Here is a 26,384-nt window from a genome sequence, read left to right as displayed (position 1 = left end):
TTTGTGGGACATGACAATTGAAGGGATTGATTTTATGGGGACATTAACTACCCTGTTTTCTAAGGTTAAGGAAATATTGGCTGAGCTTGCAGGTTATTACGACGATTCGAGAATGATAATCTATATTACATTGGCAGTTATTGCAATTACTCTTTTGACACATTTAATATTTAAAAAGGTCAAGATTATGAAGTACTTGCCGGGCTTAATTGTACTTGGAATAGGCTTGTTCAACTTATATAGTGTCAAGGACAATCTGACTTCTGATGAAAGTCTTATCAACCTGCTGCTATTTATTATAGGTACAGTGGCGGGTCTTGTAGGAATGCTATTTGCACTTATAGTTGGAATATATTCAAAACCGGTTAAAAAGAAAAAGCGAAAGACTGCAAAGAGTAATGCTGAGAAGAACAGCACTGAGAAAAATGAAGAAAAAAAAGAAGATAAGACAAAAGAAAAAACAAAGAGCTAGATAAAACCCTGAATCAGTTTGATTCAGGGTTAGTATATTTCAGGATTTAAAAAATGAACAGTTGTGATTCCTATTGCACCAGACTCCAGAGACTCTATAATGGTTTCCCTTGAATCCAGGAATCCACTTGAAATTACGGGTGTCTTGGTTTCTCTTGCAACTTTTTCAATAAGCTTTGGCAAAACACCTGGTAGTATTATTGCACAATGTGGTCTGGTTTGTTTGATTTTATCTATGGTGTAATCTAGTTTGTATTCATTGTAAATGGAAAACCTTCCTAAAGTAAAAATCCCCATTTCCTTGCTCTGTTCCATTAGAACCGGTTTTGATGTAATTATCCCATCTATTTCAATATTTTTCGATATAAATTCAAGACCCCAGGAATCTTTTGAGTAGCCATCTATGGCATCCAGATAGATGTAGATGTTCTTTCCGCTATTGTGCGCTTTATTGGAAAGCTGTCTTAGATTAAAAACATTGCCTGTCATCAAGAAGATGTTTTGGCAATGGGAATCAAGAGCCTTGTTAAATTCGTCAAGTGTATTAACCTCAGCTATTATGGGATATTGAATCAAGCTATCAAATAATCGGTTCATGTAGAGCCTCCTCAACCAGTTTGATTTTATTCTCACGGGAAAGCGATTTTATCTTAATTTCTCTTTTCATTGCAGAACTCTTGTCAGGATGCTCTTCATAATACACCATCTGAACAGGCAGTCTGGATCTTGTATATTTGGAAGCTTTACCATCATTGTGTTTTTTCAACCTTTTATCCAAGGAATCAGTGTAGCCGGTATAGAGGCTATTATCTTTGCATTTGAGAATATAAACGTAAAACAAATTAGTCATCCTTTCCATCAATTGAATCGAGTACTTTTCTGATCGTTTCGAAGGAGTGCCCTTTTCGTTGAAGATAGCCTCCAATTCTTCTAAATCTTTTTTCGGATTTATCTTGAATTATGGATGAATACTTTGTTTTAACGAGATCCACCAGCTCCTGAATTTCCTCATGATATTCTTCTTCGAGTGCGAGGTCAATTAGTTCTTTTGACACACCCTTTTGTAAAAGTTCGTTCTTTATTCTGTAAGGACCGAATTTTTTGAAGGTTGTTTTATCCCTTACATAGATTCTTGCAAAGTCAAGGTCTTCAATATATCCCGCTTGGGATAGGGACTGGATGACATTTTCGATGGTATCCTCACTGAATTCCTTCTTGAAGAGATAATCTTCCAGCTCCTTTTGTGTGCGCTGTCTAAAGCTTAGGTAATGGTATGCTTTGGATTTTGCACTTTGAAGTTCATCCCTGACTTTGATTTTATCAATGGTCTCTTCATCAATCTCCAACCCTTTTTTAAGTCCAAGTTCCTCTTTGGTGGAGTAAAACAAACCAAAGGCAAATTCGTTGTCAATGAATATGTTAACTCTCTCCGGATCCTTTTGTGAGGTAATATTTGTGATAATCATAAGATGTCCTTTCTTAAGGGTATTCTAGTCTTTCTTTACAAGCACATAGATTCCCAGAACTATCAACAGTGCAGGCCAAAGCTTCATTACTTGTCTCATTGTGTAAGAAAACCATGGGAACATTGTATTTCCAAGCAGTACAATTCCAATTATCACCAGTCCTATTCCCATTACAAGTCTGCTGTTGTCTTTTCTTTCCTCGCCATTTTCCTCATCAGAGTGTATGTAGCCATCATCCTCAGGTATAACCAGTCCGCAAATCAAATATGCAAGAGCAAAGGTACCAAATGAGGTAAGTGCAAGTATAAACCAAATAAGTCTTATTATCGTCGGATCCATGCTTAGATATTCTCCAAGGCCTCCGCATACACCGAAAATATACTTGTCAGACCTTGACCTTCTCAATTTTTTCATTGTATTCCCTCCCATTCTGTTTCTCATTTTGATAATATCAGATTTGGGCTTCAATGAAAATAGGCAGCTTAAATTAATTCCCATGCAAACGGGTTTGTGGTAACATAATAAGGGGTGATAATGTGTTTGATTTAATGTCAATTGGATTTAAGTATGTTTTTGTTTTCATAATATATTTGTTTATCTTTACCATCATAAGAATGATATACCTGGATATCAGGAATGTAGACTATGGTAATCTTGATTCTGGTGCATACCTGAAGCTTCTTAACAGAATTGACACACTTCCATATAACTTAAGCGACAGTTATCCTGTTGAAACAGAGTTGACGCTGGGAAGACAGAAGGACAATGTTATTCAGATCAAGGACCCCTACATTTCCAAGCATCACTTCAGAATTGTCAAGGATGAAGAAGAGTTCTTTCTTGAGGATCTTGGAAGCTCAAACGGTACTTATCTCAACGGGGAAAAGCTTCTCGATGTCACAAGAATCAGAAAAGGTGATATGGTCAAAGTGGGGGAGCTGGAATTTATATTTATTGACAGAGAATAGGAAGTGGATTAGATGAACGATAAGTTAAATAGCAAGACTCCTAGAAAGCTCTTGTTTATATTTGAAATCCTTTCCTTGTCATTGATATTCTTATATAGCTGGGAAGGCATCCAAACTGAAACATATACCATAGCCATAGGACTTGTTGTATTGATATATTTTTCCAACTTTATACTAAGTAAAATATCCAGTGGAGACAACTACATTTTTCTGATAGTAAGCATGCTGATTTCAATTGGAATAATTATGATATACAGGATCAGTCCTGAACTTGGATTAAGACAGCTTATGTGGTTGACGGTTGGAATAACAATGTTTTTTGCTGCTTATTTTGCAATTAGATACATTGGATTTTGGGAAAAGTTGGCGCCGCTGTATCTTGCAGCGTGCTATATTCTATTTGCAGTAACTTTTGTGATGGGAACAAGAACACATGGTGCAATCAACTGGATATCAATTGCAGGAATAAGCATACAACCAGCAGAAATAACCAAGATAATTGTCGTATTTTTGCTGGCATCCTTCTATGGCGGAATTGAGAGGTATCGCAAAATCAAGAATGCAGAGCTTTTCCTTATGGGAATAATGTATTCATTTATAGCACTACTGTTTTTACAAAGAGACTTGGGAGCCGCCGTGATTTTCTTTGGAATCTTCACAGGTCTTCAGTATATTTACTCTGAAGACAGAAGACTAATCTGGGCAAATGTTGGTTTGTCAATGATGGGTGCAGTTTCAGGATATATGCTGTTCGACCATGTAAAGGTAAGGGTCGTTACATGGCTTGATCCATGGCCACACATCAATGACAAAGGATATCAGATAACTCAGTCTTTATTTGCAATAGCAGAAGGTGGCTTCTTTGGTACTGGATTGGGAAGAGGTAACCCTTCCTTTATTCCTTTGTCGTATAATGATTTCATTTTTTCAGCGATTAGTGAAGAGATGGGAATATTTACAGGAATTGGAATTATCATGCTCTTTATGCTGCTTGTTTACAGAGGGTTTAAGATAGCCTTAAGGCAGGATAGCCAGTTTTACAGAATTATTGCTTTGGGAATTAGTCTCATGTTTGGGATACAATCCTTTGTCATAATAGGCGGAGTGCTTAAGGTTATCCCCTTGACAGGATTGACTTTACCTTTTGTATCATATGGAGGGACTTCTGCAGTTACAAGCTTTATTGCATTGGGAATACTTCAGGGAGCCTCTGAAAAAAGGGGAAAGGCAGGTAAGTCAAATGAATAATGAGAGAAAAAGAATAATCACAATACTTGCTGCCATTTGCCTTGGATTCGTGCTGCTTATTGGTTATTTAAGCTATTTTCAAATGTTCGAGGCTCAGGCTGTAAGAGACAACTCATACAACAAGAGGCTGTGGATAAACGAAGATAATATTTTAAGGGGAAGTATAACAGACCGGAATGGTGAAATCCTTGTATATTCAGAAAGTCATGAGGGAGATGTTCAGAGGATTTACAAGTATGACAATCTTTACAGCCATGTAATAGGATATAGTCTAAGAGATTATGGAAAATCAGGATTGGAGAGAAAATACAACTCCTATCTTGTAAACGCAAATGAAAATACTGCCATAAATGAGTTGATAAATCTAATCAATCCATCTGGAATAGGGAACAATCTTAACCTGACTATACACCACGGCTTGCAGAAGAGGACAAGAGAGCTTATTGGTGATAAAAAAGGCTCTGTAATTACACTGAATCCAAAGACAGGTGAAATTCTGTCCATGGTAAGCACGCCTGATTTTGGGATTAACAGTTTAAGCGAGAACTGGACCAGTATTTCTGAGAATACTGAAAGCCCTATGCTAAACAGAGGAACACAAGGATTATACACGCCGGGCTCGGTATTTAAAATCGTAACTGCCACAGGTGTAATTCAAAACGGCGTACCGGAGGCTGTATATCAATGCACCGGAAGCACAGTTATTGATGGTTATACGATAAGGGACTTTGATGAGAGCGGACATGGATCATTAAATCTGGAACAGGCTTTTTCAGTTTCCTGCAACACCTATTTTGCAGAGCAAGCAGTAGCATTAGGTCATAATCAATTAAGGAATATCTCAGAGGATTTCTTTTTCAATCGGAGTATTGAATTTGAGCTGGAAACAAACAAGTCGGTATTCCCAGCTGAATCAATTGGCCTTACCGACCTGGGAGCATCAGGAATAGGGCAGGGGAGGGTTCTTGCAACTCCACTCAATATGCTGATGATAACAGCAGCAGTGGCTAATGACGGTTACATGCCTATGCCTTATATTGTGGAAGCTGTTAGATCTCCTCAGGGTCAAACCATTATGTCGCATGTAAGTGAGTCAAAAAAAGTACTTCAGATTGGTGAAGCTCAGGCACTTCAAAGAATGATGAGAGAGGTAGTAAGGATAGGAACAGGAGCCAATGCTGCAATTAGTGGAGTTGAGGTAGCTGGAAAGACAGGGACAGCTGAAAATTCCTCTGGAAGAAATCACGCGTGGTTTGTTGGATTTGCACCTCTTGAGGATCCGGAGGTTGCAGTTGTTGTATTGCTTGAGGAAGAAGGATCTTCAGGTGGCAGGGCAGCAGCTCCAATTGCAAGGGAGCTAATGGATTTTGCACTAAAGAATATATCAAATTAAAAAATGCTCCCACGGGAGCATTTTTGATTCAGAGTCTTATTCAAGATGCAAAACTAAAGGAACTTGCTCTTTAGATTATTCCAGTACATATCTCTGCTGAAATTTAGCTTGTAAACTTTTTTGTCTGAAGTGGTCAAATCTATGGATACAATATTATCATACTTGAACTCCATACCGTCGTTTAGTACTAGAATTGAATTCTCATATCTCATTTCAGGCTTGATTTGGATTATTGCATCTCCTGGTATAACAGCACTATTTGGAAGGCTTCTGTATGCACTTGAATTGATTGGTGCCAAGGGTGTAATTTGCAATGATTCAAGACTCGGATAAACGATACTTCCCCCAGCTGAAAAGTTATAGGCTGTGCTTCCTGATGGAGTTGAAACTATTAAACCATCACCACTGAACCTTTGCAGGTGGTTTTCATTTATAAAAACCTCTAGATGAACTACCTTGGAATGAACTCCCTTGATTACTATTTCATTTATTCCAGTTAGGTAAAAGCATTTTTTCTTTGTACAGACCTTTGCATCAACAAGGAATATATTTTCAACAAGGTAATCCTTATCCTTATACCTTCGGATAAAAGTGTCTATTTCATTTGGCAACAGCTCCTGGAAAAAGCCAAGATGGCCTGTATTGATTCCAATAAAAGGGATTTCCGGGAATGCATTCCTGTGGATTGCCCTAATAAAAGCACCATCACCGCCGATGCAAATATTCAATTCCGCATTTTCATTGTAGGTCTCAGAAGGTTCGAAACCATTTTTTTGCAACTTATAAATCAAGTTCTTTTTAGTTTTTCTTGATTCATAGTTTTTATTTGAGATTATGTTGATTATACGTTCACTATTCATAGTACACACCCTTTATAAAAGTCAGTATTTAATTGTTTCAATTTTTTTTGTATTAATCCAATAAGTTGGATGAATTCTTGTTATAATAATTCTAACACATCAGAAAGAGTATTAAAAGATGGAGAGGAGAACATTAATGTATAATGAAGATGAGAATACCCTCATATTTATTAATTATGAAGAGACAATTGACCTGAAGAGTTTCCTTAAAGACAAAGGATTGTCGGGTAGAATGATATCCAAAGCTTTGAGAAGTGGTGAGATCAAAATTAACTCAAACTCCTGTAAAGGAAAAGATATTGTGAATAAAGGCGCAAGAGTTTATTTCAGGATGGAAGAAGAGGATAGTGATATGATGCCTCAGAAAATGGATTTGGAGATCTTGTTTGAAGACTTGGATATTCTGGTTCTTGACAAGAAGCCATTTATTCTGGTCCATCCAACCCCAAATCATCCTGAGGGCACACTTTCAAATGGGGTTGCCTACTATTTCATTGAGAAGGGGATCAAGAGAAAAGTTAGGATACTCAATAGACTTGATAGGGATACATCTGGTGTTATAGTATTTGCAAAGAATCCCTATGGGCACCAGCAATTGGCTGGCCAGATGGAAAAGGGAAGCATTGAAAAGAAGTATCTGGCTGTTGTTCACGGGATAGTTAAATCAGATAGTGGTCTAATAGACTTGCCTCTTGGCAAGCATGAAGATGGAATTAGACAAACTGTACGGAAAGATGGTTTACAGGCACTTACAAAGTATAGGGTTATGGAAAGAATGCAGGATAGTACTTTGTTGGAACTTGAGCTTGTAACTGGAAGAACCCACCAAATCAGAGTGCATCTTTCTCATATTGGGCATCCAATAATGGGGGACAATCTGTATTCTGAAATGGAAGCTCCAATCGACAGGCAGGCACTTCATGCTTACAGCTTATCCTTTTACACTCCCAGATCGGGTGAATGTGTAAATATTAAGACAGACATGCCTGAGGATATGAAAAAGCTGATTCGTCTTTTAAAAATATCAAAATATTAAGGGAATTGATTGAAGTAATTAGGAAAAAGTAGTATAATATATTCAAGGAATGTTTCTGCGATGTGCGTTATTCTCATATAATTCAACCGACATATTATATACGGGAGTCAGACGTTCGGGAATGTATAACATGCCCTCTTTGAGGGGAAGTTAGAAATTTTCGGCTAGACACCCACCTGCACTTACGCGGGTCTGAATTAGACGAGAGGACGGCATTGCGGGAATCAATCTGATAATAAAAACCCTTGAAAAAGGGTTTTTATTTGTTTGTACTATTAGAGTATCTGTATAGGATACTTTTTTCTGTTTCTGAAAAGATAAATGTATTTAAAACCCATTTCTTTTAGCATCTTTTCACTGGATTTGTATTCATAGCCTACATGTTCTGCTATATGTGAATCTGAACCAAATGTTACAATATCACCACCTAGTTCCTTATATAATTTTAGGATAGAAGGCTTGGGGTGAGGAGCACTCAGTCTATACCTAAGTCCACCTGTATTTATTTCAAGGCCTTTACTTTTATCAATTATGACCTTCAAGATTTTTTCTATCTTGTTCATATACAAATCATACCGTTCAATTACTTCCTTGTCGTCTATGTATCTGTCTATAAAATCAATATGTCCAACCACATCATAGTTATCATATACTTCTACACAATGTAAAAGTTCATCATAATACCTGGATATTATTTCAGATGAGGATAGTTCAGTGCTGCTGTAGTCATGGAATATATCTTTTCGATTGATGGTGTGCAGAGACATTATGACAAAATCAAAATCATACTCTTCCACGAAGTCGTTATACCGGGACTCAAGTCCAGGTTGCATTCCTATCTCAACTCCTGCTAGAATCTCGATTTTATCGCGGTATTTGTACTTTACCCTGTTGATATCCCTAAAGTAATCCAGTGGCCTGAAAAGAAGGTCTATTTTGTCCTCGGTTGCCTCAAGATCAACATGGTCTGTAAAGCATATGGTTTTAAAATTTTTCTCAATTGCATTCTTAACAATTTTCTCCATGGGTGTTTTTGAATCCAGGGAAAAATCACTGTGAATGTGAAAATCGTACATTAATTACAACTCCTGTCGTTTATTTTCATTTCTCTTCTTTATCTTCTTTCTCCGTATACGAATGGCAAAGTTCCAAGTTTTGAATAATCTTATAGGGAACTTTGCGTCATGAGTATCAAGGAAAGCTTCATTTAAAATCATTATCTAGAGCTTTCCTTATATTGTAGCTGATACAGATTATAATACAACCCTTTATTATTCAACAGCTCCTGATGAGATCCCATTTCTTTTATCTCACCCAGTTTTAAAACTATGATTTTATCTGAATGCTGTATTGTGGACAATCTGTGTGCTATGGCAATTGAAGTTCTTCCTTCAATCAACTTGCGAAGCGCATCCTGAATTAAAATCTCTGTCTCGGTGTCGATATTTGAGGTAGCCTCATCCAGAATCAAAATCTGGGGATTGTAAACGAGGGTTCGAGCGAAGGCAAGTAGCTGCCTTTCTCCGGAGGACAGAGTTGAGCCTCTTTCCATCACAGGTTCATCATAAGCTTCAGGAAGCCTCGATATGAATTTATGGGCATTTACATATTTAGCGATTTCAATAACCTTTTCATCACTTATGTCTTTATTCAGCTTAATATTATCCTTGATATTTCCCGTAAAAATAAATACATCCTGAAGTACTACTCCAATCTTTTGCCTTAAAACATTTTTATCCAACTCCTTGATGTTTATGCCATCAACCAGTATTTCACCTTTCTGAATATCGTAAAATCTGGTTAACAGGTTTATTATGGACGTTTTTCCTGCTCCAGTTGCACCTACTATTGCAACAGATTCCCCTTGGTTAATTTTAAAGCTTATATTCTTGAGTACCCAGTCATCATCATTATATGCAAACCATACGTTTCTAAATTCAATTTCTCCTTTAAGATTATCTATATTAATCGGAGATTCAGGGTTTTCAATAACCATGTCTGTATCAAGGATCTTGAATATTCTCTCACTCGAAGCCATGGCTGATTGAAGGATATTATATTTTTCAGTAAGATCTAAAATAGGATCATAGAATCTTTGAAGATAGTTGATAAATACAAATAATACTCCAAATTGAATACTCCCTGAGATTACGTTGCCAGCTCCATAGTATACCAAGAGAGCTATACCCAGGGACCTTATTACTTCTATAGACGGTCTGAATATGGCAAAGTAGGTGATCTCTTTTTTTTGGATATTTAGATAGTCTCTATTTATCTTATTGAAATTGTCAAGGAACTTCTTTTCTTTCTTGAAAATCTGAATTGTTCTCATACCGGAGATGTTTTCATTCAAACTTGAGTTGATTTTTGCCAATTGAACTCTGGAAAGTCTGTATACTTCTCTGATGTACTTTCTAAAAACTACTGATATCAGCAGTATTACAGGAATCAGAGAAAATGAGACAAGTGCAAGTTGAAGATTTAGGCTTATCATTACTATCATAATTCCAGTTAGCATAAAAAAGTCCTTGAACAAATTCACCAGGACATTTGTATACATTTCATTCAGTGTTTCCGTATCGTTGGTGACCCTTGTTACAAGTCGCCCTATTGGATTGTTGTCAAAGTACCTGACAGACAAGCCCTGAAGATGATTGAAAAGTTCATTTCGAATATTGAATATTATCTTCTGGCTTGTATAGTTCAATATATATATCTGCAGATAACTTAGGAGAAAAGTCATAACAATAACAACTGCAAATATAACTGCTATCCTGTCGAGCCCTTCAATATCTCTGGCTCTAAACCTGCGGTATTCTTGCTCTGAAAGCAGTTGACCAGCTGTTGAATCTGGAGCATCTGCATCAATCAGATAATACCCATCAGTTCTTTGAATCAATTTTTTTAAAGGGTAATTATCTGAATTGACAAATGAATCTTCAAGTATATAGGCATTGTCCCCAAGGATTATGCTTTCATGGTTTGTTGATTCCTCAACAGGCACTTCCACTACAGGCTTTTTATAACCGCTGATGTGTTCGTCTATTGCTATCTTGACAAGATATGGATTTAAGAGCTCAAGACCGGTTATGGCAATCAATAATAGAATTGAAACGGTCAGCAGAATCCAATATGGTTTTGCATATTTAAGAAGTCTCTTCATCAGTTTCCAGTCGTAGGCTTTACCTAGTACTTCTTCTTCATGAATTCTATCCATTTTTGTCCTCCTTACTGCTAACCTGCTCCTCAAGAAGCTGTCTTTGATATAGTTCAAAGTATTCGCCTTCTGCCAAGAGGAGTTCATCATGAGTACCTCTTTCGACCACCTTCCCATCATCAAGGAAAATGATTTCATCTGCACCCTTTACAGTGGATATTCTGTGACTGATTAAAAGTGTTGTAATGTCTTTTGAGAATCCTTTAATTCCTTCCAGGATTTTTTCCTCAGTTTCTGTATCAACAGCTGAAAGGCTGTCGTCCATGATTAACATGGGAGGTTTTTTAATAAGTGCTCTGGCTATACTCAGTCTTTGCTTTTGACCACCAGATAGGGTCACACCTCGTTCACCGATAACAGTATCGAACTTTTGTGGAAAGTCCATTATGTTATCATAAAGTTGTGCCAATCTACTGGCTTCGGCAATTTCTGAATCAGCAGGTGGTTTATCGTATGCGAGAGCGATATTGTCACGGATGCTCTGAGAGAATAGAAAATTATCCTGAGGTACAAATCCAATGTGCTTCCTAAGATCATCCAATGAGACATCCCTGATATCAGATCCATCAACAAGGACTTCTCCACCTGTAATGTCATACAATCTCAGTAGAAGGTTTGCTATTGTGCTTTTTCCACTGCCGGTCCTTCCGGTGATTGCCAAAGTTTTTCCTTCAGGTACTTTAATGCTAACATTTGTCAAGGCATTGTGCTTTGTGTTTGGATAGGCAAAAGATACATTTCTAAACTCAATATTACCCCTAAATGGTCTTAAGGGTATAGGATTTTCTTTTTCCTTAATTTCAGAACTTTCATTGAAAATAACATTCAACCTGTCCAAAGAAGCGGCACCACGTTGCAGCACATTGATCACCATGCCAAGAGCTCTTGTAGGCCAGATTATTATGCCCAGATATGAATTGAATGCTACGAAATCTCCTAGACTTATTGTTCCGTTTATAACTTGTCGCCCTCCATAAAAAATAATAACCAGATAACTAATGGAGCTTATTAGTTGAAGAAGTGGATGGAAGCCACCATGTACCTTGACGAGCTCCATATTTCTATTGAAATTGTTTTCATTTACCGATTCAAAGTTAGTGGAAACAAGTTTCTCCTGCACGAAGGATTTTATAACCCTGATACCTGAAAAGCTTTCCTGGGTAATATCAGATAAATTTGAGAATGCCTCCTGAACAATTTTAAACTTCCTGTATATAATCCTTCCAAACTTGGTTACAAGCAGAATGATAATTGGCAGAGTAAAAACAGACGCTGCGGTAAGGCTCAGATTTGTGGTCCTGACCATCATAAACAGTGAGAATATAAGTAGAAAAACTGAATCCACTATCATTATTGTACCTGGACCAAGAGCCATTCTGACTGCATTAATATCGTTTGTTGCGTGTGCCATCAGATCTCCTGTCTTGTGAGTGTTGAAGTAGTTTGGAGACAAGGTCAACAAGTGTGAAAACAGTTTATTTCTAATCTTGAACTCAATTTCACGTGATGAGCCTATCAGGTATATTCTCCAAAAATATCTTCCAACACCGATGAACAGACCAGTTGCAACGATAAGAAAAGCATATAGCATCAATTTATCCTTATCCAGGTTTCCATATTGAAGATCGTCGGTGAGTCTCCTAAGAATCTGAGGCACGACCAACTGGACCGCATCTATTACAATCAGCCATAGAACACCTATAATGTAATACTTTTTATGTTCCAGAAAGTACTCTTTAATTGTCAAAAATGATTTCATGTTGATCCTCCTCGCTGGACTTATGTTTCAAATAACATTATAACAATTTTCCAGTAAAGTTTCTTCTTTTTATTACGAATAGGAAATTTCTACTATTTTAAATAATGGAATTTCCGTATATGAGTATCATAAAAAGCTTCCTTAATGCATTTCAGATGCTTTTTTTACAAAAACCGGACAAAATAATTATATAAGGTCTTTAATTCGGCAGATGACTGGTCATAGGAAAATATTATTGGGGCAAATTCAATTAAAATGATTGCAAAATAGAAACTTATTTATCAATCTCTGATTATTACTAATATTTTAGGGGTAAACTTTGTGTATAGAAAAAATGAAAAGGGGAGATATAATGATGAAGTTAAAAAATATCATTGAGGAAAAGAGAAAACAAATGGAGAAAGCGAAAAAGAAAGAAACTGCTAAAAATGTAGCTGTTGGTACTGCAATTGGTACTGCATTAGGAGCTGCGGCAGGACTTCTATTCGCACCTAAAGCAGGTAAGGAAACAAGGGAAGAGATTACAACTAAAAGCAAGGAAGTTGCTGAGAACGTTAAAGTTAAGGTAGAAGAGCAATTGGATACAACAAAAGAGCAGATTGACAAAGTTAAGACAGATGTTGAAAAGGGATGGGAAGACTTAAAGGAAAAAGCTAAGAAAGATAAGGAAAAAGCAGAGAAAGAACTGGATGAAGCAGTTGATAAAGCTGAAGATGTTGCTGATGAGTTAAAAAAAGGCGTTAAAGACCTTAAGGATGTAGCTGAAGAGACAAAGAAAGATGTTGAGAAGGAAATCAAAAAATAGCAAATCTAAGGGGGGATTTTGATGGATGTAACCTTGACACTGGCGGATTTGCTAAAGTTGGTATTGTTTCTACTTGGAATAGGGGTTCTTGGATATTTACTACTTATCCTAAGAAATGTAAACAAGGTGCTTGGTCAGGCTGAAGCAATGATGGAAGAGAATATTAATGAAATAGATGCTACAATCAAGCAAATGCCTCAAATAACCGAGAATGTAAATAAAATAACCAATGAAGCCAACAAGATGATTTCGGAGATGTCTCCGGATTTGACCGGTGTGGTAAGAAATGTAAATGGAATTACCAAAAAAGTAGATGATATGGCCAACATAATTGATAATACCGGACATAAGGTTGGAGATACTGTAGATGTTTTATCAGAGACACTAGCTGAAACAGCCTTGGCTTTCCAATTCAACGCTAAATCAGTTACTTCGTACATTGAGATAGTAAAAGAGATAATTGAAATTGTGCGAGACAGCATTAAAAAGTACTAAAAGAGCCCTTTTGGGGCTCTTTTTTAGTTATTATGCTATACCGTTAAACAAATAACTGGTATACTGTAATGGAAGAAATATAGTAATATTGGTTTAGATTATATAATAGCGAATGGAGAATAAGAGATGAGAAAAATAAAATTTATAATAAATCCATCTTCAGGAAGACAAGCCATGGAGAGAAAGATTGATAACTTGTGTAAAATGCTCTTGGATGATGGTTATATAGTTGGGAAGTTTTTTACAAAAAAGAAGTACGATGCAATGTTTGAGGCTAGAGAAAGCTGCAGAGAAGGGTTTGATTTAATAGTTGCTTGTGGGGGAGATGGCACCGTCAATGAGGTGGTTAAAGGTATCATGACGAGCCAAAACAGTGTTCCACTAGCCATTATGGCCAGTGGAACTGTCAACGACTTTGCAAACTATCTACAAATACCGCGGACATCAGAAGAATTCTTCAAAATGATTCAAAAGGAGAATATAATTGATGTGGACCTTGGGAAGGTAAATGATGATTATTTTGTAAATGTTGCAGCAGGGGGACTTCTAACAAAAGTAGGATACCAGGTACCATCAGATATGAAAGCTGTTTTAGGAAGAATGGCCTACTATCTAGAGGGATTGCGCGAACTTGTTAGTCAGGGCCTTGAACCTGTTAAGGTAAGAATTACAAGTGAAGAGCATACTGGGGATGAAGAAATTCTGATGTTTGTAGTATCAAACAGCTCATCCATTGGAGGATTCAAGAGACTGGCACCTGAAGCTGATGTACTTGATGGCTTATTGGATGTTGTCCTGATTAAAAATGCTGATATCGGTGAATTGGCCAATATATTTTTAAATGTACTTACAGGTGAGCATATAAAGCATCCAAAGGTAATATATTACAAGACCAGAGAAGTTTTTATTGATGCTGAAGATGCCTTGGTTGTTGATGTGGATGGTGAGTATGGAGGAAAACTGCCAGCCCACTTCAAGGTAATACCAAAGGGTTTAAAAATACTTGTCTAGGAGGTAAGCAATGATACAAAAAAATGTACAACACGTTGATGCTATTGAAGAATATCTTCGAAAAGTAGATTATATCATCAGAAAGAAAGGAAGAGTTATCCTTAGTGATTTCAATATTACTGTTCCTCAGTTCACTGCACTACAGATACTTATAAACAATGGTGATATGACCATAAGCGAGCTTAGCCAGAAGATGGATCTGGCATGCAGTACAATAACTGACTTGATTGACAGAATGGAAAAAACAGATTTGGTTAAGCGAAAAAAAGATGAGCAGGATAAACGTGTTGTAAGAGTTGAAGTGCTTCAGGAAGGACACGATATACTTGCAAGGGTTTTGGAGAAGAGGATTGAGTTCTTAACAGAAAAGTTAAAGGGAATTTCAGAAAATGACAAGAATACACTGAGGGTTGCTTTGGAGAGTCTATATCTGGAGATGGAAGAAGAAATCTAAAAATGAGGTGCTGCATGAAACTGATCAATGGCGAAATTCGTTTAATTGAAAAATTCGACACCGAGAATAGAGATAAGGCATATATTGCCGAGCAACTGGATAATCCAGGTCATAAGTGTTTTCTAAAAATTCTCGATTCATATAATCATAAGACTTTGATCGATAATTATTTTGAAAATATCCAACTTTATAAGACCATTGTGCACCCTGGAATTCTTTCAACCTTAGAATTTGGACGAGTTGATACAATAAACCTTAAAACTGCATCAGGTGAAATGTATTACATTCTTTCCGATTATACTGAATGGGATTCCTTGGACAAGAATTTGGATAAATTTACTTTTGATACTCGTGTCGACATTTTATTAAGAATCATTGAGGCTATTGATTACCTCCATTTCAGAGAGCTTACCTATGATGTTTTAAGCCCTGACAAGGTATTTGTATCATCAACTGGTCAAGTAAAACTATTAAATATATCTTCAATAGTTCATATGAAACAGAATAGAAATAGTTTCAAGTTAATAAGTGAGTACATAGCACCAGAATCAATCAAGCATGGTCAAGGAAAAAACAAAAGTTCTGATTATTGGTCAATAGGTGTATTGATAGAAAAACTTCTATTGTCTGAAATTGATAAAAAGAATCCTGATATGAGCAATTTTTTTTATGAGATTAAAGAGGGTCTGAAATCAAAAGAGAATAGTAAAAAGAGTAGAACTCTTGGTTATTACTCTGAGATTATAAAGGAAAAAAGTGGAATAGATTACAAAAGAGATCTTTCACTGGAAAGAGAAAGATTGTATTTTGAAGTCACATCCATTGGTTTTAAGAAGCATCTTAACAATCCAAACTTTAGGGACCCATTCAACAGAACACAAGGAAAAGGAACCTCGGGATTAATGGTTGATGGCAATAGTGGAACTGGCAAATGCAGATTTGTTAAAGAGCTGTTTAGGAGAAGAAGTCTTGAAGGAAAGAAGACATACTCCGTTGATATTGGTCAAGGTGAGATTTCAAGCTCTGATAATTTCAAGACTTTTTTGATTCAATTCTGTAATCAGCTTGATATACTTAACAAAGTAGAGACAGAATCCAATAATATGGAACTGAAAATACAAGGCTCTGATTTGAGCTACAATTTGGATCGACTTGATTCCAGGCTCAGATTATATACAGATCTTGCTGAGGAACTTGCAAGAAATTCAAAAACAAATACAGTATTCTTGGGGATTACAAACCTTCAAAGAGCTGATATTGAAATATATAATTTTTTGGATTTCATAATCAGCAAATCAGCAGGCAGAAGAGTCTTTTTTGTGTTTTCAGTTATCAGCGATGACATAAAAGGATTAAGGAATGACAAGTATATAAAACAATGGATTAAAACTGGTTTCTTTGAAGTGATCCTCTTAAACAATCTCACAAAGGTCGAGACATATGAATACATTTATGCAATTCTTGGCAACAGTAATATCCCAGAAAATCTTTTGAGAGCGCTCTACAAGGAGTCATTGGGGAATCCGAGATATATCAGAATTTTGCTAAGACATTTCATTGACAGAAAAGTACTGCAAATAGATGAGGATGGAAACTGGACTACAACTACAGATGACTATGCTTCGGTATATTATCCAACAACTTTCAAGAAAACTATTATTAAGCAGATTAATGAATTAAACAAGGATGAGATGGAGTTTTTGAAGCTGCTTTCCTGCTTTGACTATCCAATAGAAGAAGAAATTCCACTTCAAATCATGAAAACAGACGAAGCTGGTTACAAGAAGTTATTACAAAAGTTGGTAAAGAGAAGAACTGTTAACACTACGAATGCGACAAACCATTTAATATCTTTTGTTGAAGGAGATTTCAAGAGACAAATTCACAACGACATCAAGGAAGAGGAGAAACTAGGATATCATAAAAGTATTGCTGATGTTTTAATAGCAAGAAGAAATGACAATGAAGTGTTTAACTTTGAATCATTGATTCTTCATCTTAGTGCATCTGAGCAACTTGACAAGATGGTAGAGATAGTAATGCAGAGAGTATCTAAGGAGTTAAACAGATACAATGACAATTCGGTCAATATTCTAAAAATGTGCTACAGAAATCTCAAAGGCAAAAATCACCAAGCTAAAGGAATAATTCTTCAATTTATTATAGAAGCTCTTATAACACAAGGAAGATTCAGTGAATGCCTTGAATATATAAAGACTTATAATTCCCATGCAAAAGAAAACAAATCAATAAGCGACTTACTCACTTCTGAAATTATGAAATTGGAGATTATGCTGAGGTCAGGAGATCTGTCTGCGCTAGAGGAACAAGTTAAGAAATGTGAGAGTTTAACTTTGGAAGCTGCGGATCCAGAGAATAGAATTCATCTGTTGAAGCTAAAGGCAATAATGAATCAGATAATGGACAATAATTATGATTCATTATTGAACATTGAGGATGCACTTGAAATCTCTGAAAAGGAAGATATTCATGATTATGATGGGGATTTGTATAATCTTCAGGGAATAAGCTTCTATTTATCTGGTGACCACAATAAAGCTCTTGAAAGTTATCATATGGCAATAGAAAAATTCGTTATTTCAAAACGACCATTTGATAGAGTTAAGGCTTTGAATAATATTGGGAATCTATACAATGAGGTAACAGGGGAGCCAAAAAAAGCTCTTGAATATTACGCCAGATGCTTGAGTATCTCAGAAGAAAATGGTCTGGCATCATTTCAGACAACATTTTTGAATAACTTAAGTGAAGTGCATCTTACAATAGGCTCGTATGAGGATGCAGAATTATATATTAAGAAAGCCATTGAATTGTCACATCTCAATGGGGATAGGATAAATGAGTTCCAAGGTACTGTATATAGTGGGATGTTGGAACTTGCTAAACAGGATTTGGAAAATGCTTCCAGGATATTTTTAAAGGTAAGAGATTTCAATAGAGAAGATCCCGTCATGGAAAAAGAGGTAATAGTTCATTATTTGGATTTTTTGGCGAGCTTCTATATGGAGGTTGGAGATTATTACCTTGGTAAAATGTTTACTAGAAATGCTGAGGAAAAATCCAGGGGAGTCAATCCAAAACTTCAATTTAGATCTAGTGCCAGGATCATATTAATTAATTCGATCATTCAGAAAAAGATTGAGCAGGAGGCTGTAAAGGAAATCTTAAATCAATTCAAAATCAAGGGTAATGAATTTGAAAAAGGGCGATTCCTTATTGAAATGATGCATCTCAGTTTGATATTAAAAGACGCTGAAAATTTCAGTTTTCTCGAGAGGGAATTCTCAGAGTTGGATTCTGAAGAAGCAAAGTCCATCCACGAAAATGATTATAATCTTCTTAAACTTATACAGTCAGGCTCTGCTGAAAAAGTTCTTGAAGCTACACTTATCATGGAGGATAAGGATTGTACTTTTACTCAGTCCTTATGCAGATATCACGCATATATAGGTGAATTGCTATATATAAACAAAAGCTATAATCTCTCAGCAGCTCATCTATTAAGGTCAATTGACCTGGTTCAGGCAAAAATAGATCAGATACAAATTAATGGATATTCTAAAAAAATTCTAGACAATTATAATATCGAAAGCGTCACAAGTACCTTAGACAAGGTTTTTAAAGAGGGATTGGGGATTGAATCCGATAAGGTTGACGCTATCGTCTTCGGTGAAAACTTGATAGGAAACTATCTATCCCTGCTTGATTATAATCAGTATAATGAACTTTTTATTGATAGAGATAAAAAAAGCATTCCGTACACAATTCAAGAGCTTATATTAGGGTTCACTGATGATCACATTGAAAATTTGGAACAGATACTACAGTATGTAATGGCTGAGTCAGGTGCTACTACAGGTGGAATTCAAATATTTGGAACTGAAGGACAAGGTAGAATAGACATCCCCATTGGCGCAGGGGAAAATATTAGCCCTATAATCGAGGATATCTTGATTGAAGGAGAAGAAATATTGTTCAATAAAGGGAGTAATTCTTTTGAGAGCGAAGTAAGTCAGGAGTACTTTGAAACGAGTATAAATGGTTTTATAGGCGTGCCAATATTTGAACCATCGAAAATGGAATCAAACATTGAAAGACGATCTCAAAAAAGGAAATCGAAAGTGTATGGTTACATATATCTTCAAACTGGTAGTGGAATCAACAGATTTGACATTTATAGATTGCAGCTTGTAAAAAGTATGACGAATCTTGTCTATCTGAACATGGAGAACAAGAAACTCTACTTGAGATCAAATTTTGATAAGTTAACAAATGTATTAAGTCGTGAGTCCATTGAAAATGCAATGGAGGAAGTGATTAGAACCTATAATGGTATCGAGGATGAGTTTTCCGTATTGATGATGGACATTGATAGGTTTAAAGATGTCAACGATACTTATGGTCATCAAACAGGAGATCAGGTATTGAAAAGAATTGGAGATTTGCTTAATGAAAACACCAGAACCAGTGATCATGTTGGAAGGTACGGTGGGGAAGAGTTCTTGATAATACTGGAAAATATTACAAAGGAAGACACAATTGGCATTGCTGAGGGAATTAGAAAAGCCATTGCCGGAGATAAAGGGTTTATAGTTGATAGAAAGGTTACAGTAAGCATTGGTATTTCTCATTATCCTGTTCATGGAAATTCAAAGGAAGAATTGATTTACAAGGCAGACCAATCGCTATATTACGCAAAGGAAATTTTGGGAAGAAATAGTATTGCTTACTGGGATGTTAATATGGAAGAAATTGAAGATATCAAGAATAAATCACATAAAATTTCCATGGAAGTATTTGAGAGAAATCAAAATGGCATGGTCTCATTGATGGATATGGCTGTACTATCAAGATCAGGGCAATCATTGAATGATAAGCTGTTTAGTTTTTTAGGAGCTATTAACGAAAGCATTGAAGCTGAGCTGAGCTCTATACTCATCCTTGAAGGAGATCATGTGGTCGATCAATTCACCAGGGAAGAAGTAAAGAGTAATTGGTCTGACAATATTGACTTGCCAAGTAGTTTAACAGTTAAGGTTATTGATTCAAGAGAAACCCTGATGACTGTCAATTGGTCAGGTGCGGTGCAGAGACAAGGAGATGTTGACATTTCATCTCTTAAGTCTATAATTATATCTCCAATTATTATTAAAGATGGAGTAAAGGCTATTGTTTACAGCGAAACAAGTCTACGAAATAAAGATTTTACAAGTGCTGATATAACTGCAGTCGAAGTTTTAGGTGGAGTATTTTCTGTTAATTTAGTATAATATTAATATTCCGGCGAATAGATAGATACGGTCGGTTGAGGAGGGATAGGATGTCAACTACAATCAAAGATGTTGCAAAAATGGCAGGGGTTTCAATATCCACAGTATCCAGGGTTATTAATGATTCGAAGCCTGTCAGTCCTGAAGCCAGGAGGAGGGTGCTTAAGTCCATTGAGGAGTTGGGTTATAAGCCGAATGAGGTAGCGAGAAGCTTGGTTACCAAAAAATCGAACTTAATAGGAATAATAGTGGATGATATTGGCAGCTCTTATGTTGCACAGATAATCAGGGGAGTCGAAGAAGTAGGAAGGATGTATAATTACGACATACTTCTTTGCAGCAGTTATGGCGATAAAGAAGCAGAAATGAGATTTGTCCAGCTTCTTATGCAGAAACAAGTGGCTGGTATAATAATGGTGTCTGAAATACTTAACTCAGAAGTTTTGACATATCTGGACATGTCAAAAGTGCCTTTCATATATTTAAACAAGTATTACAATGTTTTGGAAAGCCCTACAGTTGCAATTAACAATCGTGAGGCAAGTGACAAGGTTATGAAACATCTTATTGATGAAGGACATAAACGAATATCCTATGTAACACAGGAAAAGGATGTAGAGCTGACTATTGAAAAACAAAAACTTGAATCCTACAGAGAGTGGATTTCTTCCATCAACGAATCAGGCATTGTCTTTGAAGTTGATGGACACAATATCTCTGATGGGTATGATCTTGGTGAAAGGATAATTGATACTCTTTTGGAAAAGAAGATAACCGCAGTATATTGTTGTGAGGACGAAATAGCACTGGGTCTAATAAATTATTTTTACGACCATAATATAAGAGTACCTGAGGACATATCAGTTGTAGGATATGGAGATATTAGCCTTGCATCATATTATCGACCTAAGCTTACGACCATCAAGGAGCCATACTATGATATTGGAGCAGTATCAATCAGAAGAATTCTGAAGGTTCTGCAGGGTGAAAAGATCGAAGAACAGACTTTGGTTCTTCCTGTACAGCTTATAGAAAGAGACAGTACTTCTAAACCAAAAAATATTTGATACTTGGAGTTTGTATGATATAATGATTACAATAGATGGAGGAGTGGGGATAATATGTGTAAGACATTATTGCTTCACAAACTACAAAAAACACAAGCCACAGATTATTCTGTGGCTTTTTTTGTGCCACTTTATCCAGATACTAGGATATCGCGAGAGGAGGATTTTGATGAATAAAATAGTTTTGGACGGCAATAGCTTGACCCTTGAAGATTTTATTAGAATTGTAAGAGGTGGCTATAAAGTTGAACTTTCAAATGAAGCTTTGAAGAGAGTAGAGAAGGCAAGGAATCTTGTAGACAAGTTTGTTGAAGAAGAAAAGGTAGTGTATGGAATAACAACGGGATTTGGTAAATTCAGTGATGTGGTGATTAGCCCAGAAGAAGCAAAGACTTTGCAAAAGAATCTTATTATCAGCCATTCATGTGGAGTTGGCAATCCACTTCACGAGGAAGCTTCGAGAGGAATCATGGTACTAAGAATAAATGCTTTGGCAAAAGGATATTCAGGAATCAGATTATCAACTCTGAATACACTTATAGAAATGGTAAACAAGGAAGTTAACCCAGTGATACCAGAAAAAGGTTCACTAGGAGCAAGTGGTGACTTGGCTCCTTTAGCACATATGGTGCTGGTAATGCTTGGCGAAGGAGAGGCTTTCCATAAAGGTGAGAGAATGTCCGGAGCGAAGGCAATGGAGATGGCAGGCATAGATACTGTTGAACTGACATCAAAGGAAGGACTTGCTCTAATAAACGGTACACAGGTAATGACATCCATTGGAGCATTGACATTGTATGATGCAATAATGCTGTCAAAGACAGCGGATATTGCGGCTGCAATGACAATAGAGGCCCTAAATGGAATCACAGATGCCTTTGACCCCAAGGTACACAATGCAAGAGGACATATGGGCCAGATAAATTCTGCTGACAATTTGTTGAGAATTTTAAATGGTAGCCGAATGACTACAAGACAGGGGGAATTGAGAGTACAGGATCCTTACTCATTAAGATGTACACCACAGATTCACGGAGCATCAAAAGATGCATTGGAATTTATAAAATCCAAGGTAGAGATAGAGATGAATGCAGCAACTGATAATCCATTGATCTTTACTAAAGAAGAAGAAGTTATATCCGGTGGAAATTTCCATGGGCAACCCATGGCATTACCATTTGATTTCTTGGGGATAGCAATAGCTGAGCTAGCTAACATTTCGGAAAGAAGACTTGAAAGACTTGTGAATCCTTCATTAAGCAATGGACTTCCAGCATTCCTTACAAAAAAAGGTGGCGTGAACTCCGGGTTTATGATTGTTCAGTATTCGGCAGCATCTCTTGTATCTGAAAACAAGATTCTGGCTCATCCTGCCAGCGTTGATTCAATTCCATCATCAGCAAACCAGGAGGATCATGTATCAATGGGGACAATAGGAGCCAGAAAGGCGAGAGAAATCTTTGAAAACACCAAAAAGGTTATTGCCATGGAGCTAATGGGGGCTTGTCAGGCTATAGACATCAGAGGAAACATAGGTCTTGGAATGGGAACAAGCGAAGCTTATAAAGTAATCAGAGATAGAATTGATACCTTGGAAAATGACAGAATTATGTACACTGACATAAACATGGCAGAAGAAATAGTGGAATCATGGGAAATTGTAACAAAAGTGGAAAGCAAAACAGGTGAATTGATTTAGGAAGTGGTCATTTCTTCTATTATTGTTTAAGCAGTCAGTATAATGTATAATAATAATTACAAACAAAAGACTTTTAGCATATGCTAAAAGTCTTTTTGAAAGCTGGGGAATTTGATGATCAATGAATTTTTAAAAGCGTCGTCTCTTATATTCATGGCAGAAATGGGAGATAAGACACAAATAATTGCAATGACTTTTGCTACACAATACATGGTAAGACACGTGCTCTCAGGAGTTGCTCTGGGAGTCATTGCCAATCATGGGATTGCTATAATACTGGGAGCATTAATCGGGAATATGATAACAGTGGAGCTTGTCGACGTAATAGCCGGGGGATTATTCATATTCTTTGGTTGGAATGCTTTGAGGATTGATGACCCAGAGGATATTGAGAATAAAATTCAAATTCATCCAATATGGACAGTAGCACTTGCTTTTTTTATTGGAGAGTTGGGTGACAAAACACAGCTTACTGCAATGGCTCTTTCAGCGGAGTCAGACTTCCCGGCAATAATCTTGGCTGGGACTACATTGGGAATGGTAGCTACCAGTGGATTGGGAATATTTGTTGGATCTAGAATAGGCCGTAAAATACCGGAAATAGGATTGAAAATTGCTTCTTCGATTGTTTTTCTTGGATTTGGGATTTCAAGACTTGTGGGCGTAATGGACATATACTTTTACAGCTGGTTAATTATAATTGGCATTATTGCAACGATCGTCCTGGTGGAACTATTCCTAATAAGAAAAGCGCTTGTAGTGAGCAGGACACAACCAGAAAGACTTCATGTAAAAAAAGCAGCAGAACAGCTTTATGAGATGACTAAAAGAATAAATGAAAGAATCGAAGACATTTGTCTTGGAGAGGAAAAATGTGGTACTTGTGCTGGCGCTGGGTGCCTTCTTGGGTATATCAAGATTATTCTCACAAGTGCAAGAGAGAACCAGGATTATTACTTTGAATCAGATATAGTACTGGAAAACTTGCTAAGAAGACAATATAATAGAAGAGATGTTGAAGATGCATTGCTATTGACATTACAAGAGCTTGTAAAGTATGGATGGACTGATGAACCGAATTTTATAATGACGAAGACAAGGGAATCTCTAGAAATACTTGTTTTTGAAAGAAAAATAATAAGTACGGGTTTACTGAATAATTATCTGGCAGAGATTAAATCATTTGATTATCCAATAGGCAAAAGATACTCGAAGGTACTTCAAGGGGAGGTTGCGAATGAAAAGAAAGACAATTAAAATCATGTTGGCTGATGCCCAATTATTGTGCCTTCATGGGCTAAAGTATATATTGGATGCCCAGGACAATATAAAAGTTGTGGCAAGCGCCAGCAATCATTTAGAGATTTTGGATAAAGGACTGTCAACAAATGCAGATATATTGATAATGGATCCACAACAAAAGGATTATGATGGATTTGAGACTATTAGAATATTGAAGGAAAGAGGATTCAAGGGAAGGATCATACTGCTTCTAGAGAATATATGCAATGAAAGATACATGGAAGCATCGAAAATCAATATTGAAGGTTATGTATTGAAAACTGCTTCCCCGGATAAACTTTTATACTCTATAAAAGAGGTTAACCGAGGAGTTCATTATATAGATGAGGAAGTGAAGAAAGAGCTCCTGTATTCAGACGAGTGCCTCAAAATGTCAAGAATTGAGAATGAAAGAGTTGATTCATTATCTCAAAGAGAATACGACATTATTAAGCTTGTTGCTTCCGGCTTAAGCAATAAATCCATAGCTGAGCAGCTCTTTATAAGTGAAAAAACGGTTAAAAACCATCTTACACAAATATTCAAGAAACTCGAGGTCAGTGATAGAGTGCAGGCGACCTTGTTTGCAATTCGCTCTGGCATAAGGTGATATAATTATTTGGAATTGGAAAGTGTAAAATCCTTGAAGGCTTCTCCCAATGGAGAAAGCTTTCTTTTTTTGTGAAACACTATATAGAAGTTCCTGTATAGAGAAAGCTCTTCAACTTTAAAAACATTTCCTTCAATTGTTTTCTTTTCAGAAGAATCAAAAGCATCTTTATATGAAAGAAATGTAGAGCCCGTACCCAGGGAAACCATCTTCTTGATAGTTTCAGTATCTGCAACGTATGCAGAAATGTGTAGTTTATCCATGGCAATTTTTTCATTGAGGAGTGAATCTTTTAGTATCTTACCAGTTCCTGAGCCTTCTTCCCTCAATATCAGGGGTTGTTTTATTACTTCATTGATGCTCAGGTTGCTTAATTGGGGTCTATCTTTATATACATTGGCAGGTGTTGCAAAAACAAGATAATCATTCATAATCGGTATGTACTCAAGGTTAGGGTCTTCATAGATTGCTCCGACAAAACCAAAATCTATATATCCATCAAGAATGTTTTCAACAACTTTACTGGAATCCACATCAAGTATTGAGAAAGTAACAAGAGGATGTTGCTTTTGAAAACCAAATATTAGCTCTGGCAACAGGTGTTTTCGAGGAACTGAACTGCTTGCTATCTCAAGTTTGCCTTCTATCCTACCCTTGTGTTCGTCTAGCTGGTATTTCATTGACTCGTAGGTGTTGATAATATCCAAAGAGTTTTGATACACAATATTCCCTGCTTCAGTCAAGGTTATTCCTTTGGACATTCTATTTAAGAGTACTGTTTGGAGTTCTCTTTCAATAACCTGAATATGGTTGGTCACGGTTGGCTGTGTAAGATAAAGCTTTTCAGCAGCCTTTGAGAAGCTGCCAAGCTTAGCTACTTCCATAAATGTCCTTAATTGTCTAATATCCATTGGATTTGCCTCCTCTTAGTTATTAATTGTATATTATTTTAAAAATGCTCAAATATCAACCTTTTATTGAATTGTTTAAAAAACGAAAAAAATCTTTTTAAAACGTGTTGACTTTTAATCTAAAACCCTGTATAGTTAGTATTTGTTGGGCGAAACACCGACTGTGGAAATCAATTAAAAAGTCTTGGAAAACATCCAAAACACCATTGACAAATCAGACAGGTTTTGCTACAATAATCTAGTCACCTTAAATCAGAGGCGACAATGAACCTAGATAACTAAACAGTTGTGAGAACTTTGAATAAACCAAGAATCAATTTTTTAAAAACAAATAATATTGAG

23 protein-coding genes and 1 other RNA gene are annotated in these 26,384 nt (G+C 36.4%); 15 read left to right on the top strand and 9 right to left on the bottom strand.

Going from position 1 to position 26,384, the window contains the following annotated elements; all coding sequences use genetic code 11:
* Positions 1 to 10 precede the first annotated feature (10 nt).
* Entirely contained in the window at positions 11 to 472 is a 462-nt protein-coding gene (locus ACOEN1_RS04550; RefSeq protein WP_422485286.1) for a hypothetical protein, read from the top strand.
* Between the two features lie 29 nt (positions 473 to 501).
* Here ACOEN1_RS04550 and ACOEN1_RS04545 read toward each other — a convergent pair whose 3' ends face one another.
* The 4 genes from ACOEN1_RS04545 to ACOEN1_RS04530 are packed head-to-tail and all read right to left on the bottom strand — an operon-like array spanning position 502 to position 2,351.
* Positions 502 to 1,068: a glycerol-3-phosphate responsive antiterminator gene (locus tag ACOEN1_RS04545; RefSeq protein ID WP_422485285.1), complete on the bottom strand. Its 567-nt coding sequence runs from the start codon at positions 1,066 to 1,068 to the stop codon at positions 502 to 504.
* A complete protein-coding gene (locus ACOEN1_RS04540) occupies positions 1,052 to 1,321 on the bottom strand; it encodes a GIY-YIG nuclease family protein (RefSeq protein ID WP_422485284.1) in 270 nt (89 codons plus the stop codon). The genes ACOEN1_RS04545 and ACOEN1_RS04540 overlap by 17 nt, the downstream gene beginning before the upstream one ends.
* Positions 1,314 to 1,937 carry a RecX family transcriptional regulator gene (locus ACOEN1_RS04535; protein ID WP_422485282.1) on the bottom strand — a complete coding sequence of 208 codons (624 nt, stop codon included), beginning with the start codon at positions 1,935 to 1,937 and terminating at the stop codon, positions 1,314 to 1,316. The genes ACOEN1_RS04540 and ACOEN1_RS04535 overlap by 8 nt, the downstream gene beginning before the upstream one ends.
* A 24-nt stretch (positions 1,938 to 1,961) precedes the next feature.
* On the bottom strand, positions 1,962 to 2,351 hold the full coding sequence (locus ACOEN1_RS04530; protein WP_422485281.1) for a PspC domain-containing protein: 390 nt from the start codon (positions 2,349 to 2,351) through the stop codon (positions 1,962 to 1,964).
* 122 nt (positions 2,352 to 2,473) lie between these two features.
* On the opposite strand from ACOEN1_RS04530, the gene ACOEN1_RS04525 reads away from it, so the two are divergent.
* Genes ACOEN1_RS04525 through ACOEN1_RS04515 form a run of 3 tightly spaced genes read left to right on the top strand, consistent with a single transcriptional unit; the run spans position 2,474 to position 5,546 of the window.
* Positions 2,474 to 2,905, top strand: coding sequence for an FHA domain-containing protein (locus ACOEN1_RS04525; RefSeq protein WP_422485280.1), 432 nt, complete (start codon positions 2,474 to 2,476; stop codon positions 2,903 to 2,905).
* A gap of 12 nt (positions 2,906 to 2,917) precedes the next feature.
* Positions 2,918 to 4,153 (top strand): FtsW/RodA/SpoVE family cell cycle protein, encoded by a 1,236-nt coding sequence (locus ACOEN1_RS04520; protein WP_422485279.1) that lies wholly within the window; start codon positions 2,918 to 2,920, stop codon positions 4,151 to 4,153.
* A complete protein-coding gene (locus ACOEN1_RS04515) occupies positions 4,146 to 5,546 on the top strand; it encodes a peptidoglycan D,D-transpeptidase FtsI family protein (RefSeq protein WP_422485277.1) in 1,401 nt (466 codons plus the stop codon). The genes ACOEN1_RS04520 and ACOEN1_RS04515 overlap by 8 nt, the downstream gene beginning before the upstream one ends.
* Positions 5,547 to 5,599: 53 nt before the next feature.
* Here the strand turns inward: ACOEN1_RS04515 and ACOEN1_RS04510 are convergent, their stop codons facing one another.
* A complete protein-coding gene (locus tag ACOEN1_RS04510) occupies positions 5,600 to 6,406 on the bottom strand; it encodes an NAD(+)/NADH kinase (RefSeq protein ID WP_422485276.1) in 807 nt (268 codons plus the stop codon).
* 136 nt (positions 6,407 to 6,542) lie between these two features.
* On the opposite strand from ACOEN1_RS04510, the gene ACOEN1_RS04505 reads away from it, so the two are divergent.
* Together ACOEN1_RS04505 and ssrS are read left to right on the top strand one after the other, a co-directional pair.
* Entirely contained in the window at positions 6,543 to 7,442 is a 900-nt protein-coding gene (locus tag ACOEN1_RS04505) for an RluA family pseudouridine synthase (protein ID WP_422485275.1), read from the top strand.
* Between the two features lie 49 nt (positions 7,443 to 7,491).
* Positions 7,492 to 7,670: non-coding RNA, 6S RNA (gene ssrS, locus ACOEN1_RS04500), on the top strand.
* A gap of 47 nt (positions 7,671 to 7,717) precedes the next feature.
* Here the strand turns inward: ssrS and ACOEN1_RS04495 are convergent.
* The 3 genes from ACOEN1_RS04495 to ACOEN1_RS04485 all read right to left on the bottom strand — a co-directional run bounded on the left by ACOEN1_RS04495 (position 7,718) and on the right by ACOEN1_RS04485 (position 12,418).
* Complete coding sequence (locus tag ACOEN1_RS04495; protein WP_422485274.1) at positions 7,718 to 8,518, bottom strand: histidinol-phosphatase HisJ family protein; 801 nt, start codon at positions 8,516 to 8,518, stop codon at positions 7,718 to 7,720.
* A gap of 140 nt (positions 8,519 to 8,658) precedes the next feature.
* On the bottom strand, positions 8,659 to 10,659 hold the full coding sequence (locus tag ACOEN1_RS04490; RefSeq protein WP_422485273.1) for an ABC transporter ATP-binding protein: 2,001 nt from the start codon (positions 10,657 to 10,659) through the stop codon (positions 8,659 to 8,661).
* Positions 10,652 to 12,418 carry an ABC transporter ATP-binding protein gene (locus ACOEN1_RS04485; RefSeq protein ID WP_422485272.1) on the bottom strand — a complete coding sequence of 589 codons (1,767 nt, stop codon included), beginning with the start codon at positions 12,416 to 12,418 and terminating at the stop codon, positions 10,652 to 10,654. Before ACOEN1_RS04485 ends, ACOEN1_RS04490 begins: the two co-directional genes overlap by 8 nt.
* A 355-nt stretch (positions 12,419 to 12,773) precedes the next feature.
* Between ACOEN1_RS04485 and ACOEN1_RS04480 the strand changes: the two genes are divergently transcribed.
* The 9 genes from ACOEN1_RS04480 to ACOEN1_RS04440 all read left to right on the top strand — a co-directional run bounded on the left by ACOEN1_RS04480 (position 12,774) and on the right by ACOEN1_RS04440 (position 25,131).
* Positions 12,774 to 13,223: a YtxH domain-containing protein gene (locus tag ACOEN1_RS04480; RefSeq protein ID WP_422485271.1), complete on the top strand. Its 450-nt coding sequence runs from the start codon at positions 12,774 to 12,776 to the stop codon at positions 13,221 to 13,223.
* Between the two features lie 21 nt (positions 13,224 to 13,244).
* Entirely contained in the window at positions 13,245 to 13,718 is a 474-nt protein-coding gene (locus tag ACOEN1_RS04475; protein ID WP_422485270.1) for a hypothetical protein, read from the top strand.
* Positions 13,719 to 13,844: 126 nt separating this feature from the next.
* The gene (locus ACOEN1_RS04470) at positions 13,845 to 14,729 is read left to right on the top strand and encodes a diacylglycerol/lipid kinase family protein (protein ID WP_422485269.1); all 885 of its coding nucleotides are present in this window, start codon (positions 13,845 to 13,847) and stop codon (positions 14,727 to 14,729) included.
* 10 nt (positions 14,730 to 14,739) lie between these two features.
* Positions 14,740 to 15,183: a MarR family winged helix-turn-helix transcriptional regulator gene (locus ACOEN1_RS04465; RefSeq protein ID WP_422485268.1), complete on the top strand. Its 444-nt coding sequence runs from the start codon at positions 14,740 to 14,742 to the stop codon at positions 15,181 to 15,183.
* A gap of 14 nt (positions 15,184 to 15,197) precedes the next feature.
* Positions 15,198 to 20,474, top strand: coding sequence for a diguanylate cyclase (locus ACOEN1_RS04460; RefSeq protein WP_422485267.1), 5,277 nt, complete (start codon positions 15,198 to 15,200; stop codon positions 20,472 to 20,474).
* A gap of 35 nt (positions 20,475 to 20,509) precedes the next feature.
* A complete protein-coding gene (locus ACOEN1_RS04455) occupies positions 20,510 to 21,541 on the top strand; it encodes a LacI family DNA-binding transcriptional regulator (RefSeq protein WP_422485266.1) in 1,032 nt (343 codons plus the stop codon).
* A 169-nt stretch (positions 21,542 to 21,710) separates the two neighbouring features.
* A complete protein-coding gene (gene hutH / locus ACOEN1_RS04450; protein ID WP_422485265.1) occupies positions 21,711 to 23,240 on the top strand; it encodes a histidine ammonia-lyase in 1,530 nt (509 codons plus the stop codon).
* Between the two features lie 114 nt (positions 23,241 to 23,354).
* Positions 23,355 to 24,497: a TMEM165/GDT1 family protein gene (locus tag ACOEN1_RS04445; protein WP_422485264.1), complete on the top strand. Its 1,143-nt coding sequence runs from the start codon at positions 23,355 to 23,357 to the stop codon at positions 24,495 to 24,497.
* Positions 24,478 to 25,131: a LuxR C-terminal-related transcriptional regulator gene (locus tag ACOEN1_RS04440; protein ID WP_422485263.1), complete on the top strand. Its 654-nt coding sequence runs from the start codon at positions 24,478 to 24,480 to the stop codon at positions 25,129 to 25,131. The genes ACOEN1_RS04445 and ACOEN1_RS04440 overlap by 20 nt, the downstream gene beginning before the upstream one ends.
* A 5-nt stretch (positions 25,132 to 25,136) precedes the next feature.
* Here ACOEN1_RS04440 and ACOEN1_RS04435 read toward each other — a convergent pair whose 3' ends face one another.
* Positions 25,137 to 26,042, bottom strand: coding sequence for a selenium metabolism-associated LysR family transcriptional regulator (locus tag ACOEN1_RS04435; RefSeq protein ID WP_422485262.1), 906 nt, complete (start codon positions 26,040 to 26,042; stop codon positions 25,137 to 25,139).
* Positions 26,043 to 26,384: the final 342 nt, after the last annotated feature.

Origin of the sequence: Gudongella sp. DL1XJH-153, assembly GCF_049310905.1 — a bacterium.
GTDB lineage: Bacteria > Bacillota > Clostridia > Tissierellales > Tissierellaceae > Gudongella.
Note: the sequence above shows the minus strand (reverse complement) of the source record. Positions and strands in the feature narration are given on the sequence as shown.

What these genes read in the sequence shown, in the direction of transcription:
- ACOEN1_RS04515 (WP_422485277.1), top strand. Translation starts at nt 4,146, where the DNA reads ATGAATAATGAGAGAAAAAGAATAATCACAATACTTGCTGCCATTTGC.
- ACOEN1_RS04545 (WP_422485285.1), bottom strand. Translation starts at nt 1,068, where the DNA reads ATGAACCGATTATTTGATAGCTTGATTCAATATCCCATAATAGCTGAG.
- ACOEN1_RS04485 (WP_422485272.1), bottom strand. Translation starts at nt 12,418, where the DNA reads ATGAAATCATTTTTGACAATTAAAGAGTACTTTCTGGAACATAAAAAG.
- ACOEN1_RS04475 (WP_422485270.1), top strand. Translation starts at nt 13,245, where the DNA reads ATGGATGTAACCTTGACACTGGCGGATTTGCTAAAGTTGGTATTGTTT.
- ACOEN1_RS04465 (WP_422485268.1), top strand. Translation starts at nt 14,740, where the DNA reads ATGATACAAAAAAATGTACAACACGTTGATGCTATTGAAGAATATCTT.
- hutH (WP_422485265.1), top strand. Translation starts at nt 21,711, where the DNA reads ATGAATAAAATAGTTTTGGACGGCAATAGCTTGACCCTTGAAGATTTT.
- ACOEN1_RS04505 (WP_422485275.1), top strand. Translation starts at nt 6,543, where the DNA reads ATGTATAATGAAGATGAGAATACCCTCATATTTATTAATTATGAAGAG.
- ACOEN1_RS04495 (WP_422485274.1), bottom strand. Translation starts at nt 8,518, where the DNA reads ATGTACGATTTTCACATTCACAGTGATTTTTCCCTGGATTCAAAAACA.
- ACOEN1_RS04480 (WP_422485271.1), top strand. Translation starts at nt 12,774, where the DNA reads ATGAAGTTAAAAAATATCATTGAGGAAAAGAGAAAACAAATGGAGAAA.
- ACOEN1_RS04440 (WP_422485263.1), top strand. Translation starts at nt 24,478, where the DNA reads ATGAAAAGAAAGACAATTAAAATCATGTTGGCTGATGCCCAATTATTG.
- ACOEN1_RS04530 (WP_422485281.1), bottom strand. Translation starts at nt 2,351, where the DNA reads ATGAAAAAATTGAGAAGGTCAAGGTCTGACAAGTATATTTTCGGTGTA.
- ACOEN1_RS04460 (WP_422485267.1), top strand. Translation starts at nt 15,198, where the DNA reads ATGAAACTGATCAATGGCGAAATTCGTTTAATTGAAAAATTCGACACC.
- ACOEN1_RS04490 (WP_422485273.1), bottom strand. Translation starts at nt 10,659, where the DNA reads ATGGATAGAATTCATGAAGAAGAAGTACTAGGTAAAGCCTACGACTGG.
- ACOEN1_RS04520 (WP_422485279.1), top strand. Translation starts at nt 2,918, where the DNA reads ATGAACGATAAGTTAAATAGCAAGACTCCTAGAAAGCTCTTGTTTATA.
- ACOEN1_RS04435 (WP_422485262.1), bottom strand. Translation starts at nt 26,042, where the DNA reads ATGGATATTAGACAATTAAGGACATTTATGGAAGTAGCTAAGCTTGGC.
- ACOEN1_RS04510 (WP_422485276.1), bottom strand. Translation starts at nt 6,406, where the DNA reads ATGAATAGTGAACGTATAATCAACATAATCTCAAATAAAAACTATGAA.
- ACOEN1_RS04535 (WP_422485282.1), bottom strand. Translation starts at nt 1,937, where the DNA reads ATGATTATCACAAATATTACCTCACAAAAGGATCCGGAGAGAGTTAAC.
- ACOEN1_RS04445 (WP_422485264.1), top strand. Translation starts at nt 23,355, where the DNA reads ATGATCAATGAATTTTTAAAAGCGTCGTCTCTTATATTCATGGCAGAA.
- ACOEN1_RS04550 (WP_422485286.1), top strand. Translation starts at nt 11, where the DNA reads ATGACAATTGAAGGGATTGATTTTATGGGGACATTAACTACCCTGTTT.
- ACOEN1_RS04470 (WP_422485269.1), top strand. Translation starts at nt 13,845, where the DNA reads ATGAGAAAAATAAAATTTATAATAAATCCATCTTCAGGAAGACAAGCC.
- ACOEN1_RS04540 (WP_422485284.1), bottom strand. Translation starts at nt 1,321, where the DNA reads ATGACTAATTTGTTTTACGTTTATATTCTCAAATGCAAAGATAATAGC.